A 13,455-nucleotide genomic window follows, 5' to 3' on the forward strand; every position below is an offset into this window, starting at 1 on the left:
GTGGAACGACAGGGAACAGCAGGGGTCGGCGCGGAACCGCTCGGCACCGGGAGGAACCGCCCGGCACACGGCGTCACACGGCGTCACAGGGCGGCACGCCTCAGAGGACAAGCGATCGCGTGTGGCCACGGCAGGAGGTGGGCGGCATGACCCGAGGAACAGATCAGGACCTGTGGACGCCCGAGCAGGATTGGTCCGTCGAGGACGGCTGGGACGACGGCGACAGCTGGGGCGAGGCCGACAGCTGGACCGAGGCCGACGGTTGGGGCGAGGCCGACGACGTGGACGAGGCCGACGGCTGGACGGGGTTCGACCACCCGCTGCGCGAGGTCATGCACGAGGACTTCGCCGACGCCGACGACGAGGCCTTCGAGGACGCCGTCGAGGCGATCCTGGGTGACCTCAGCGCGGCCGAGGGATTCAGCTTCGCCAAGGCCCTGCGTCAGCTCGAGCGCGGAGCGGGCCAGGCACTCGCCAACCCGGTCGTCGGTGACCTCGCCCGCAAGACCCTGCCCACCGCGGGAGGCGCACTCGGCACCGTCATCGGCGGCCCCCTGGGCACGGCCATCGGCAGCCGGGTGGGCACCGTGGCCGCGGGAGCGCTCGCCCGGCCCGGCACCCCGACTCCCACCCGACCCGGCTCAGCCGGCTCAGCCGGCTCAGCAGCCTCACCTGCCGCAGACCCCTTCACCGGCAACCGGTTCCGCCGCCGCCGCGCAGGGCTTGGTGCTCACCCAGCAACCCGATGTCCTCAAGGCGCTGATGGCCCTGGCCATGGGCCGCTACGGCGCCCAGCAGGTGGGGGGCGTCCCCGTGGCCTCGATGATGAACATGCTGAGCCAGGTCTTCGGGCAAGCCGCCGCCGATGCCGACGAGCTGGCCTACCTGGACGCCGATCCCCAGAACGCACAGGACGCCGAGAGCGAGCAGGACGCCGAGGGCAGCTACCTGGAGGGGGCCTGGGACGTCGACCTCGGCGAGGGCCGCACCCTCTACACCACCTTCATGGACGTCGAGAACGAGGAGTTGTCGTCATGACCACCTCCGAACTGGCCACCGTCGAGACGCTGCTGATGCGGGTACTGCCCGATCCGATGGGCTTCGCCGAACGGGTTCTCGGCGAACTGCTCGAGCGCTTGGCCACCGCTCCCCCGGATTCCGGGCCAACGGTCGTCCCGGGATTCACCATGCCGGGGGCCACCCCGCCGGACGCCGCTGCGCCGGAGCGGAGCGAGCGCCCCCCTCAGGCGCTGCTGGACCGCAACCTGGTACTGGCTGCGGCGCTGGGGGCGTGTGACTGCTGGGGCGAGGACGATGCCTGCCCCACCTGTGGCGGTGACGGGTCGGCGGGCTGGGTACCGCCCGACCCCGAGCTGTTCGACGAGTACGTCGCCCCCGCGGTACGCCGATCAACCCTCACCGATGGACCAGTCGAAGGAGAAGAACTGCCATGAGCAACGGATTCCTGGACGACCTCGACGCCTACGACGATGCCTATGACGACGCCGAACTCTTCGACGACGCCGAGGCCTTCGACGACGGCGAGTCCCGCAAGTCCCAGGCCCGCCGGCGTGCGCAGCAGGCACGGTTGGCGGCACGGCGGGGGGCGCAACTGCGCGCCGCGGCCCGGCGGCCGTCGACACTGCCCGCCCCGACCAGCCCTCGAGCAGTGGTCAGTGCGGTCAAACAGATCGACCTGCAGACCAAGGTGCAGCAGGACGACCTGCGCGCCGTCGTGGCCGCCGGCAACCGCAAGCTCGACCGGGCCAACCTGGCCACGGTCGCGACCCTGCTCATCGGTGAGGCCTTCCGCACCTTCGGCACACCGGACAACACCTTCGTACGCGCCGGCATCCAGGCCTCGCCCCTGCTGCTGCTCAGCCCGGGTCAGCGCCGTCCCGGCGTCGAAGGTGTCGTGCGGCACCCGGCCTTCATCGGCGGCGTGGGCGCCCTCGGGTTGGCCTTCCTCGGCGATCAGCGGGGCCGTGGATCGGCCGTGCGCACCGTCAGCATCGTCGGCCCGGGGCAACTCGTGGTCGGCAGCAAGGTGCTCTTCGTGGCCGACGTGACCGATGCCTCCGGGCGCCCCTCGTCGGCGACGGTCACCTGGACGTCGAGCGATCCGTCCGTGGCCACCGTCGACACCACCGGCGTGGTCGAGGCCAAGGCCGCCGGCTTCGCCGTCATCACTGCCTCGGCCGACGGGGTCGTGCACCGCACCGGGCTGCAGGTCGCCGCCTCGACCGGCACCGGCACCAAGTAGAAGGGCGTGGCGGGCCATGGATCCGGCGCTGCGGCAGCTGCTGCGGGAGGAGCCACCGGACCGGGTGATCGAGGCGATCATCCGGTTCCGCCACCCTCGCGTGAGCATCCCCGGCGTCCGGATCGTGGCCCGCTTCGCCCGGATCGCCACCTGTCGGCTGCGGGCCCGGGCCGTGCCGCGGGTGTGGTCTCACCCGGACGTGGTCAGCCTCAAGGCGGCTCGCTCCATCGGTCCCGAGACGACGCCCCCCTCACCGCCGAGGCCACCCTCGGATCAGCCGGCGAACGAGCCGCCGGAGCCGCCGCGGCGACCCCCCGGGGTGGTACCCACGGGCGCGGGAGTCGTTGTCGGCGTGGTGGATTGGGGGCTCGATGTCGATCACCCGAACTTCCGTCACCCCGACGGGACGACCCGGCTGCTCGCGCTGTGGGATCAACGCCGCCACTCGGCGGGCCGCCGAGGTCGACGTCCCCCGGCACCCTACGGCTACGGCGTCGTCCACAGCCGGCGCGACATCGATGCGGCCCTGCGCACCGCGGAACCGTTCCGCGCCTTGGGCTATCACGCATCGGACGCCGACCGCGGCGGAGGAACCCACGGCTGCCATGTGCTGGACATCGCCGCGGGCAACGGCACCGTCGGGCCGAGCGGCGCGGCCCCGCTCGCCGATCTGGTCTTCGTGCACCTGGCTGATCGCGGTACCGGTGGTCTGGCCACCCTGGGCGACTCGGTCCGGCTGCTCGAGGCAGTCGACTTCATCTCCCGCACAGCGGGTTCGCGCCCGTGGGTGATCAACCTGAGCATGGGCCGCCACGGCGGACCGCACGACGGGTCCACGCTGACCGAGTTGGCGCTGGACGAACTGCTCTCGGCAGCGCCGGGCCGATTCATCGCCCAGAGCGCGGGCAACTATCACCGGGCGCGTGCACATGCCGGCGGACGGATCGGCCGCGGTGAGCACCGCACCCTGCACGTGCTCGTCGACCCGGCCGACCGCACGCCGAACGAGCTGGAGATCTGGTACCCCGGCCCGGACGAGCTGGCCGTGAGCGTCATCCCGCCGGGACAGCCGGCGGCAGAGCCGGTTCCGCTGGGCGCCGACCGGGCCATCACCGTCGCGGACACACCCGGCACCACGAAACGCCGCATCGTCGGTCACCTCTATCACCGCGCCCACGACCCCAACAACGGCGACCATCACATCGATGTCTTCCTGGCCTCCGGCGCCCCCGCGGGCACCTGGCGGGTGGTGCTCGACGGTCGACGGGTCACGGTGGGCCGCTTCGATGCCTGGCTGGAACGCGATGAGGCCTGCCCTCGGTGCCAGGCCCGCTTCGCGCCGGACGACGCGACCACCGACCACACGCTGGGCACCCTGGCCAACGGCCGGCTGCCGCTGGTCGTGGCGTCCTACGACGGTCGCGATCCGCGGCGACCGCCCGCGCCGTCCAGCAGCGCCGGACCCACCCGCGATGCCCGCTGCAAGCCGGACGTCGCCGCCCCCGGGGTCGCCGTCCTGGCCGCGCGGTCGGCGCCGCGCGGGTCCCTGCGCAGTCCCGGTCTGCTGGTGCACAAGTCGGGCACCAGCATGGCCGCCCCCCACGTGACCGGTGCCGTCGCGCTGTGCCTCGAGGCCTCCGGCGGCACGCTCGATGCCCGGCAGATCCGCCGGCTCGTGATGACCACCGCCGTGGCCGGGTCCCCCAGTCGATCGCCCACCCGACCCGAACCCCACCCACCCGATGAACAGCGCCTCGGTGCCGGCTACCTGAACATCCCGGCCCTGCTGGCGGCCGTCGCCGCCCTGCCGTCCCCCTCTCGCTCCGGTACACCCCCCGCGGAGGTCCTCGCCATGTATCCCGAACCCCTTGGCCCCGAACAGCCCGTCGCCGAGGAGCTGCTCGGCCTCGCGCTGCATCCCGCGCAGGTCTACCGCGAGCTGCTCTATCGGCCCGGGAGCGAGGTGGCCACCCGCATCCGCGGCCGGTTCGCCGTCCTGGCCCTGCCCGGGCAACGACTGCCCGGCGAGATCCTGCCCGGTGATCTGCTGGTTCGGACGGCGCTGGGCCGGCTGACCACGCCGGGCGAGTGCGCGGTCATCGCCGCTCCCGGTCTGCAACGCCGGGTCGGCAGTCGGCCGGGCGCGCCGTCGGGCTGGTATGCCGTGTCGGCCCCCGACCCGGATCGGGCGAGCCTGCGGGTGCTCGACCCCACCGGACTGGTTCCCCCGGGCCAGCTGCTGTTGCGGCGCCGCCCGGAGGGCATCGAGGACCCCGGCGAGGCTCTGGGTGAGGATCTCGGTGAGGAGCTCGGTGAGGACGACGGCCCCGAGGCGCCGGCCTGGACCGGCACCCCGGAGCAGGAGGAGTTCCGGGCCAGGGTGCTCGCCGCCCACATTGCCCGCACCCGGGCCGCCAAGGGCGCGGCGCAGCGGGATCTGCGCCCCGACGAGCTCGCCGACGTCCCGGGCACCTGCCGTACCCGGCGCGGCACCACGACCTGCGTGCGGACGGCGGCCGTCACCGCCGAGGCGGCCGGACGGTTGCTCGCCGCGGCCAACGCCGACCTGGCCACCGCCCAGCAGGCCGGGCATGCCGACGCCCTGCGCACCGTGCGGCTCACCGCCACCAGCGGCTACCGCGGCAGCGACCATCAACGCCGGCTCTGGCTGGGCTACTTCGCCACCAAGTACTACAACCGCACCCGGGCCGCCCGGGCTCGTCTGGCCGACGGGCCGCACTCGGACGCCGCCGTCCAGTACCTGTTGCGCCGCAAGGGTGATGGCGGGTACGGCATCGGTGGGCGCATCGCCGCCCCCGGGTACAGCAACCACCAGAGCGGCATCGCGATCGACCTCTGGCAGGAACGTGTCCGGGGCCAGGCGATCGGCAACGACTCCGACGACGCCGCGCGCCGCCGGTGGCGCGACAGCTGGTTCCACGGCTGGTTGCGCGAGCACGCTGCCACGTACGGGTTTCAGCCGCTGTCGACCGAGGAGTGGCACTGGGAGTTCCGGCCGCCGACTCCCCGCACCGCTGCCCGCACCGCTGCCCGTTCTGCTGCCCGCACCGCGAATCCCGTCACCGCGACAGCCGAGACCGGTGAGTACCTCGGCGGCCGACTGTCGACCTATCGGTCGACGGCACTCGGCCAACCGGTCGCGGTCTTCGTGCCGAAGGCCGCCCTCGGGCGCGCCGAGGTCGACGTCCTGGTGTTCGCGCACGGCCTGCTCGGCGGCTGCCCCCGATTGCGGGCGCTGCCGTCGGGGTTCGTCACCGAGGCGCCGTTCCGCCTGGGTCGGGTGGTCGATGCCTCCGCCCGTCCGCTGGTGCTCGTGGTCCCCTTGCTCGACTGGTCCGCTCCCGGCGGGGAGGCCGCGTTCGGACCCGGGCATGCCCGCTGGCATCGGCTCGGCCACCCGGCGGTGCTCGACGCCGTCGTGACCGAGGCCCTCGCCGAGGCCGGCCGGACGCAGCAACGCGGCGCGCCGACGCTGCGCGAACTGGCCCTCGCGGCGCATTCGCGGGCCTATGACGTGCTGGAGCCCTTGGCCGCCCACCGAGCCGACCCGGCCATGCGGCAGGGTGCCCTGGCCCGGCTGCGCCGCATCTGGGCGTTCGACACCACCTACGCCGGCAACGTGCCCGCCTGGACCGACTGGCTGGCCGCCGATCCCGAGCTGAGGCTGCACGTGTTCTACCGGGCCGACTACCGCCCGGGCCGCAACACCGGAACCATCGGCGACCGGTTCGCGGCGCGTCAGGGCGGACGGCTGACCGTCACCCGGGCCGCCGAGGGCCACTGTGCGGTGCCGGCCACCCGGCTGGCCGAGGTCCTCGGCGTCACCGGGGCGGCATCGGCAGCGGCATCGGCAACGGCCGGCTCGGGCGCGAGCGAGGCCGAGGACTCCGACGCCCTCGATCCGGATCTCAGCGCCGTGGCCGGACTGGACGATGCGTTCGACGACAGCGACGGCGACAGCGAGTCGGATCCAGTCGAGGGCGACCACCTGACCTGGGGAGGGCAGTGGTGATGGCCGAACTCGTCAGCCGTCCCCCGTCCGCGCCCGCGCGCCCGATGCCCCGGCGGGTCGCGCCGTCCGCCGCCTGTCTGAAACGTGCCCGCACCCTGAAGGTCGCGGTGGTCGGCGGCGGGATGGGCGGGCTGGCCGCCGCCCGCCAACTCGCCTCCTGGGGCGCCTCGGTCACGGTGTACGAGGCCCGAACCCAGGTGGGCGGCCGGGTGTTGAGCGATTCACGGTTCGCCAAGGGTCGCGTGATCGAGTTCGGTGCCGAGCTCGTCGGGTCGATCCACACCCGGTGGTGTGCGCTGGCCGTCGAGTACGGGATCTCGCTGATCAGCCGCATGGACGGCGACCTCTACGAGGCAGCGCAGCTCGATGAGCGCGTCATCCTCGATCGGCTGCTCACCCCGGACGAGGCGGACGCCGTGCAGAAACGGTTGGACGCCGTGCTGAAGCGGATCGCCGAGTTCGCGCGTGACACCATCCCCGCGGGGTTCGAGAGTCACCCCTGGGACCTGCCGCGGTTGCGTGCCCTGGATCTGAAGTCCGTGGCCGAGGTGCTCGAGAAGGACTTCGGGATCGCGCGCACCGACCGGTTGTGGCTCGCCCTCGAACTGTTCCTGGTCAACAACAACGTGGCCCGGCTGGAACAGATGAGCTATCTGGCCCTGCTCTGCCTGGTACGGGGCGGGCAGACCAGCACCCGACCCGACGGTCGGCGGGCGACGATCGCCGAGGACTCGCTGCTGGGGTACTGGGAGGAGCTCGAGATCTACCGGTGCGCCGACGGCTGCCAGCGGCTGGCGCTGGCCATGGCGGCAGAGGTCCACGCGCGCAAGGGGTGTCGCGTCGTCCGAAAGCTGGGCGTGCGGCGGATCGATCTGCCCCGCAGCGGCGGCGGGGTGATGGTGACCGCGTACCCCGTGCCGAGCAACGGGTTCGACAGGTGGTTGCGCGAGAAGATCCCGGGCAACCCGCTGATGGACACCCGGCGTTACGACTACGTGGTCCTCGCCGTGCCGCCGACCGTGTGGGGCGACATCGAGATCGTCCCGTTCCACCCCAAGGATGTGATCGGTCAGCTCGGGTGGGGACCGGCCGTGAAGTTCTTCAGTCGGCTCTCGCGCCGGTTCTGGGTCGAACAGGGCTGGGCGCCGCTGGGTGGGTCGCTCGACATCGGGCAGGTGTGGGAGGGCACCGACAACCAGGCCCAGACGGGCAAGCAGCCCATCGTGCTCAATGTGTTCACCGGCGCCCGCACGCCCACCAAGTCCCAGTACACCGACGGCCTGGCTCGGCTCTACCCGGCCGTCACCGGCCGGCCGCGCTCGGGGTACCGGGCGAACCTGCTGGCCGCCGAGGTGGTCGACTGGTCACGGCAGCCGTTCATCCGCACCGGGTACTCCTCGCCGCGGGTCGGCCAGGTGTTCACCATCGGCAAGGAGCTCAACGAGCCGTTCGGCGGCCGGCTGTTCTTCGCCGGCGAGCACACCCAGCTCGACCACTTCGGCTACATGGAGGGCGCGATCCGCTCCGGCGAGCGCGCCGCTCGGCAACTGCTGGAACAGGCTTGCCGTTCCCTGGAGCCGAACGCCCAACCCCGTGTGGCCTCACGGATCGCCTGAGACGCGGCATGGCCACCTTCGAGGCGCAGGTCCGGCGGGCGATCATCGCCGACCAGCCCGACCTGCTCGACCATGCCGAGCACTGCTCGGCGGACGCCGAGTCGCTGGCCGCGATCGGCCGCGGCCTGGGCCACCAGCTCCGGGTTCACCCGGTCGGCCGGCCCAGCCACGTCGCGCTCTACACCGTGAGCCAGCTGCGGGACGAGACCCCGGCGACGGTCGTGCGCATGGGCTCGGGCGGACGGCACCGGCTGGTGTCGCCGCCCCCCGAGGACACCACCATCGACGTGGTCGTCGACTCCGTCGTGCCTCGGCGTGGGCTCGACGATGCGGACGCCGCCCGGTTGGGTGAGTTCGTCGAACGGCTGGACGACGACGGCTGCCATCGGGGCCTGATCGCGATCGCCCCGCACGGTGGCGACATCGAGCCGCACACCGACACCCAGGCCGAGCGGTTGGCCGAAGCCCTGGCGCACTTCGGTGTGAGTGCATGGCGCTGCAAGGGATTCGGCCTTCTCGACCGAGGCGCGGGCGAGCGCTTCCACATCACCTCGACCGACCTGCACGAGGCGAGCTTCCCCGGACTGCAGGCGGTGATCGACCGCGGATTCCGGTATGCGGTGGCGTTCCACGGGTTTCGGGGCGCCGGCGTCCTGGTCGGTGGCGGGGCACCCTTCCGGCTCAAGGCCGAGATCGCCTCGGCCCTCGAGCAGGCGCTGGCCGGGGCGGGGCTACCGGTGCGGATCGCCGGGCCGGACGACGTCCTCGGCGGTGACAGCCCACGCAACATCGTCAACCGGCTCACGCTGTCCGGCCGCGGTGGGATTCACCTGGAGCAGAGCCTGATCGCCCGCAGCGAGCACGCCACGACCATCGCGGACGCCGTGGCCCAGGTGTTCGCCGGCCGGTTGGAACGGCTTCGGCGTCCGTCCTGGTTGCTGCGGACGACGCGAGGAGTCTGCCGGCTCACCCGTCGGCGGCCTCACCCGTTCTCGGGTCGATAGCAGCAGCGCGAACCGGTCTCGATGCAGGCACGCAGCTCGGCGGCCAGGTCGGCATCGGCGGCGGCGATGCGTTCCAGGGCGCGCCGGATGGCCTTGCCCACCGCGATGCGGGCGCGTTCGCCCTCGTCGGCGAAGTGCCGCGGCCGCCCACCCAGCCCGGTGACCGCGCCGACCTCACGGGCGATCCAACGGGCCTCGGCCTGCAGCCGCTCCGCCTCGTCGCCGTGGCCCGCGGTCTGTGCCCGCTCCACCTGTTCGGCAATCTGGCGCAGCCGAGCCCGATAGCGGCGCAACGTCTCGTCGTCCGCGAGTCGCTGGGTCGTGCCGGGCGGCACGCTGCCGCCGTGGTGGGTCTCGGCAAGATCGACGGCCGGGATGTCGACGCCGGGGTTGGCCACGAGTCGGGCCAAGTGGTGCAGCCCGACCATGTCCTCGACCACGGCGGCCCGTCCCCGCAGCTCGACCCGCCATCGCCGGCCGCTCTGGATGCACACGGCGCCCACGGGTGTGACCTGTCGGTGCCGCTCCACCACAGCCGGCAGGCGCATGCCCAGCTCGGCGGCCTCGGCGGCCGCCTCGGCCCGCAGCCGGGTGGCCTCCCGGGCATCACCGGGGCGCCCGCGGCGGGCGAGCGCCTGAGCCAGCCGATGCCGGGCGAGGGTGGCCGCGGGCCAGTGCCCCAGCGCCGCGTTGTGTGCCACTGCGGCCCCGAGGTGCTCGACGGCGCGCTCGATCTCACCCAGCGCCAGGCACGCGACGCCCAGCGGCTGTCGGGCCGAGCCGAGGCAGGACACCGCGAGGCTGGCCATCACGGGCAGGTGGCCGAACGGGGCCAACAGGTCGTGAGCGCGGCGCAGGGTCGCCGCGTCGTCCAGCAGTGCCGCCGCCTCGATCACCGCGGCCATCGCCGCCAGCCACGAACTCGAGTGCGGCAGCTCACCCAGATCTGCTCCCACGATGCGGGCCAGGGCGCCCCGCGCCTGCCGGGTCTGGCCCGCCGCGGCGCAGACGACGGCCTGGGCTGCGATGAAGGAGTGGTCGACCACGCTCAGGCTGGGTGAGTTGACCACGGACGAGACGGTGTCGACCAGTTCACCGACCCGTCCCTGGAACCACCGCACGGTGAGCAACTGGGCGGCGTACCAGCCCATCCAGTCGGTGTCACCGGCCGCCGCCCCGGCGCGGGCGCAGTTCTCGGCGAGGGCCTCGGCCTCGATCAGCCGGCCGGAGCGCACAGTGATCATGACCCACATCGAGTCGGCCACGAACGACGCGGCAGCGTGGCCGGCCACCGCGGGGTGCTCCCGTAGGTCGGCGAAGGCACGCTCCGCCTGCCGGTCACCGGCCAGGAAGAGGTCGACGGTGCGCCACACCAGGGCCATCACGGTGTCACCGGAGCGTCCGGTGGTGGTGGCCACGCGCAGCAGCTCGTCGGCCAACGCCTGACGGCGGACGCCGTCGGCCGGCCCGAGGAGGCAGTGATGCATCAGGCTCAGCGCCTCGGCCAGCGCGATCGGGTCGTGGTGGCCGCGGGCCTGATCGAGCAGGGCCGGCACCCGATCGCACCGGCCGGCCCGGTAGTCCGCCTCGGCGGCCAGCCGGACCCGCAGTCGCAGGGCGAGCGTGGCGTCCAGGTGGGGGTCGGCCAGGGCTGACCGCTGACAGGCCTCGACCGTGGCAGCCTCCGCCGGCGCACGGCGCTCGTGCACCCAGATGCCGCCCATGCCCAGCGCGGCGCGGGCCAGGGCAGCGCCGTCCCCGGATTGCTCGGCCGCGGTATGGGCTCGGGCGAACGCGCTGCGCGAGGCCACCAGATCGCCCGCGACGTGCAGCGCCTGCTCACCCGCTCGCAGTGCCTCCTCGGCCGATGGGTCGGCAGGCTGCTCGGGCGCCGTGGCCGTCCTGGTCGCAGTACGCGGCATACCGTTGCTGAGGGCGCTCACACCGCGCCTGATACACCCGCCCCCACATCGGCGGCCTCACCCACCACCACCCTTCGCCGTGATCATGCAATCCGTGCACGTTTCGTGCACGGATTGCATGATCACGGAGGGTCAGACCTTGATCGTGTCGCGGCCCTTCAGCTGCAACATCTCTCGGGCCTCGTCCGGGGTGGCGATCTCGTGACCGAGTTCGGTGAGCACCTGCGCCACCTTGACGACCTGTTCGGCGTTGGTCTTGGCGAGCTCGCCCCGGCCGAGGTAGAGGTTGTCCTCCAGGCCGACCCGCACGCTGCCGCCCATCAACGCCGAGGCCATCGCGAACGTCATCTGGTGCTTGCCGGCGCCGAAGGCCGAGAGGTAGTAGTCCTCGCCGAACAGCTTGTCGGCGATGGAGACCATGTGCGCGAGGTTGTCGACGTCCGGCCCGATCGCCCCGAGGATGCCGAAGATCGCCTGGATGAAGAACGGCGGCTCGGCCAGACCCTTGTCGACGACGTGGGCCAGGTTGTAGAGGTGCCCGACGTCATAGCACTCGAACTCGAACCGGATGCCGCGCTCCTGGCCGAGGGTGCGCAACGTGGTCTCGATCTGGCTGAACGAGTTGGCGAAGATGAAGCCGACACTGCCCTCGACGTACTCCCGCTCCCACTCGTGCTTCCAGGTGCCGACCCGGTCGGCTGCGGCCGAGAAGTTGAAGTTGATCGACCCCATGTTGAGCGAGGCCAACTCGGGCTCGAAGACCGTGGCCGCCCGCAGCCGGTCCTCGGTCGACATGGTCAGCGAACCGCCAGTGGTGATGTTGATGACGGCGTCGGTCTCGTGTGCCAGGACCGAGACGAAGGGCCGATACACCTCGGGGTCGGGGCTGGGCCGACCATCCTGGGGGTCGCGCGCGTGCAGGTGCAGGATCGCGGCGCCGGCCTCGACCGCCGCCTTGCCGTGCTCGATCATCTCCTCGGCGGTGACCGGCAACGCGGGCGACATGGACGGCGTGTGGATCCCGCCGGTGAGGGCGCAGGAGATGATCGCCTTCGAGGTCCGCTTCATGGTGTCTCCATTTCGCACAGGGCGCCCATCGGGTGGGCGGCAGTTCCGGCCTCAACCTCGCAGCCTGCCGTCCCTGGGGCGAGGGACCAACCGACGACAGGCCGGCCCGATGGGCAGGATCTTCGTCACGTCGTGGCCCGTCGGGGCGGTCCCTGCGCGACGTACGACCCCTGGTTGGAGGCGTGGGGCGTGTCTAGGCTGGTGGTGTGACGGCCACCGAGAGCCTCGAGATGCAGCTGGAGGACGTCTCCGGAACCTCCTGGTGGGCAAGCCTTCTCACCACCCTCACCGGGCAGTCGGGCGTCGCCCAGATGCGCTTCGTCGGACGGGTCGCCGATGAGCGCCGCTACCGCAGCGCCACGTTCCCCGTGCCTCGATCGTTCGGCACTGTGGCGCCGCAGGAGAAGTGGGCGCCGGGCCTGACCGCGGCGCTGGCGGAGGTGCGTCACGAGATCGAGGATGACGGGTGGGTCCCGACCGTCGTCGGGAATCACCCGTGGGAGTTGCGCTACCGGCGCTGACCCCTGCCTCGCATGACGGGAGCTCGATATGGACACGCGTACCTTGGGCCGTGACCTCGAGGTTTCAGCCCTCGGATTCGGTTGCATGGGCCTGAGCCAGAGCTATGGCACCCCACCCGATCGAGACACCGGGATCGCGGTGATCCGGGCCGCGGTCGACTGCGGCGTCACGTTCTTCGACACCGCGGAGGTGTACGGGCCGTTCGCCAACGAAGAACTCGTCGGCACGGCCCTGGCCCCGGTGCGCGACCAGGTGGTGATCGCCACCAAGTTCGGCTTCGCCTTCGATGCCGACGGCCGGCAGATCGGCGTGTCGAGCCAGCCCGAACACATCCGGCAGGCGGTCGACGGATCGCTGCGGCGGCTCGGCGTCCAGGTCATCGATCTGCTCTATCAGCACCGGGTCGACCCGACGGTGCCGATCGAGGACGTCGCCGGAACGGTCCGAGAACTGATCGATGCCGGCAAGGTCCGGCACTTCGGCCTGTCCGAGGCCTCGGTGGCGACGATCCGCCGGGCACACGCCGTCCAGCCGGTCACAGCCCTGCAGAGCGAGTACTCGCTGTGGTGGCGCGAACCCGAGGCACAGATCCTGCCCACGCTGGCCGAACTCGGGATCGGCATGGTGCCCTTCAGCCCGCTGGGCAAGGGATTCCTGACCGGAGCCATCGACGCCGGGACGACATTCCTCGGCACGGACATCCGGGCGGTCATCCCGCGGTTCGCTGCCGACGCGCGCCGGGCCAACCAGGTCCTCATCGACCTGCTCACCCGGATCGCAGCGCGCAAGAACGCCACCCCCGCGCAACTCGCGCTCGCCTGGCTGCTCGGTCGCGAGCCGTGGATCGTGCCGATCCCCGGCACCACGCGGATCGAGCGCCTGACCGAGAACACGGCCGCCACCGAGGTCCACCTCACCGAGGAGGACCTGCGCGAGATCGAGGACGCCGCCGCCCTCATCACCATCCAAGGAGCCCGCTACCCCGAGCATCTCGACCGCATGATCGACCGCTGATCACACCCGAGAC

The 13,455-nt window shown here is 72.2% G+C and carries 10 protein-coding genes; 8 read left to right on the forward strand and 2 right to left on the reverse strand.

Features of this window, described 5'->3' with window-relative positions; translation table 11 throughout:
• Positions 1-726: 726 nt before the first annotated feature.
• Genes IPK24_23625 through IPK24_23650 form a run of 6 tightly spaced genes read left to right on the forward strand, consistent with a single transcriptional unit; the run spans position 727 to position 8,916 of the window.
• Complete coding sequence (locus IPK24_23625) at positions 727-1,038, forward strand: hypothetical protein (GenBank protein ID MBK8078453.1); 312 nt, start codon at positions 727-729, stop codon at positions 1,036-1,038.
• A complete protein-coding gene (locus IPK24_23630; GenBank protein ID MBK8078454.1) occupies positions 1,035-1,454 on the forward strand; it encodes a hypothetical protein in 420 nt (139 codons plus the stop codon). Before IPK24_23625 ends, IPK24_23630 begins: the two co-directional genes overlap by 4 nt.
• Entirely contained in the window at positions 1,451-2,263 is an 813-nt protein-coding gene (locus IPK24_23635) for an Ig-like domain-containing protein (GenBank protein ID MBK8078455.1), read from the forward strand. The genes IPK24_23630 and IPK24_23635 overlap by 4 nt, the downstream gene beginning before the upstream one ends.
• A 16-nt stretch (positions 2,264-2,279) precedes the next feature.
• On the forward strand, positions 2,280-6,296 hold the full coding sequence (locus IPK24_23640) for a S8 family serine peptidase (protein MBK8078456.1): 4,017 nt from the start codon (positions 2,280-2,282) through the stop codon (positions 6,294-6,296).
• The gene (locus tag IPK24_23645) at positions 6,296-7,912 is read left to right on the forward strand and encodes an FAD-dependent oxidoreductase (protein ID MBK8078457.1); all 1,617 of its coding nucleotides are present in this window, start codon (positions 6,296-6,298) and stop codon (positions 7,910-7,912) included. Before IPK24_23640 ends, IPK24_23645 begins: the two co-directional genes overlap by 1 nt.
• An 8-nt stretch (positions 7,913-7,920) precedes the next feature.
• Positions 7,921-8,916 (forward strand): poly-gamma-glutamate hydrolase family protein, encoded by a 996-nt coding sequence (locus tag IPK24_23650; protein MBK8078458.1) that lies wholly within the window; start codon positions 7,921-7,923, stop codon positions 8,914-8,916.
• On the opposite strand, the gene IPK24_23655 is transcribed toward IPK24_23650, so the two are convergent.
• A complete protein-coding gene (locus IPK24_23655; protein ID MBK8078459.1) occupies positions 8,895-10,859 on the reverse strand; it encodes a hypothetical protein in 1,965 nt (654 codons plus the stop codon). The genes IPK24_23650 and IPK24_23655 overlap by 22 nt on opposite strands.
• 111 nt (positions 10,860-10,970) lie before the next feature.
• Positions 10,971-11,906 (reverse strand): 3-keto-5-aminohexanoate cleavage protein, encoded by a 936-nt coding sequence (locus IPK24_23660; protein MBK8078460.1) that lies wholly within the window; start codon positions 11,904-11,906, stop codon positions 10,971-10,973.
• Between the two features lie 230 nt (positions 11,907-12,136).
• Here IPK24_23660 and IPK24_23665 point away from each other — a divergent pair, with 230 nt between their 5' ends.
• Both IPK24_23665 and IPK24_23670 read left to right on the forward strand, forming a co-directional pair.
• On the forward strand, positions 12,137-12,427 hold the full coding sequence (locus IPK24_23665) for a hypothetical protein (protein MBK8078461.1): 291 nt from the start codon (positions 12,137-12,139) through the stop codon (positions 12,425-12,427).
• A 28-nt stretch (positions 12,428-12,455) separates the two neighbouring features.
• The gene (locus tag IPK24_23670; protein MBK8078462.1) at positions 12,456-13,442 is read left to right on the forward strand and encodes an aldo/keto reductase; all 987 of its coding nucleotides are present in this window, start codon (positions 12,456-12,458) and stop codon (positions 13,440-13,442) included.
• The last annotated feature ends 13 nt before the right edge of the window (positions 13,443-13,455 follow it).

The organism is Kineosporiaceae bacterium, assembly GCA_016713225.1.
In the GTDB taxonomy this organism is placed as follows: Bacteria; Actinomycetota; Actinomycetes; order Actinomycetales; family Kineosporiaceae; genus JADJPO01.

Bases quoted from the DNA above. Each gene is read 5' to 3' on its own strand.
- IPK24_23630 (MBK8078454.1), top strand. From the start codon at position 1,035: ATGACCACCTCCGAACTGGCCACCGTCGAGACGCTGCTGATGCGGGTA.
- IPK24_23635 (MBK8078455.1), top strand. From the start codon at position 1,451: ATGAGCAACGGATTCCTGGACGACCTCGACGCCTACGACGATGCCTAT.
- IPK24_23640 (MBK8078456.1), top strand. From the start codon at position 2,280: ATGGATCCGGCGCTGCGGCAGCTGCTGCGGGAGGAGCCACCGGACCGG.
- IPK24_23645 (MBK8078457.1), top strand. From the start codon at position 6,296: ATGGCCGAACTCGTCAGCCGTCCCCCGTCCGCGCCCGCGCGCCCGATG.
- IPK24_23650 (MBK8078458.1), top strand. From the start codon at position 7,921: ATGGCCACCTTCGAGGCGCAGGTCCGGCGGGCGATCATCGCCGACCAG.
- IPK24_23660 (MBK8078460.1), bottom strand. From the start codon at position 11,906: ATGAAGCGGACCTCGAAGGCGATCATCTCCTGCGCCCTCACCGGCGGG.
- IPK24_23665 (MBK8078461.1), top strand. From the start codon at position 12,137: ATGCAGCTGGAGGACGTCTCCGGAACCTCCTGGTGGGCAAGCCTTCTC.
- IPK24_23670 (MBK8078462.1), top strand. From the start codon at position 12,456: ATGGACACGCGTACCTTGGGCCGTGACCTCGAGGTTTCAGCCCTCGGA.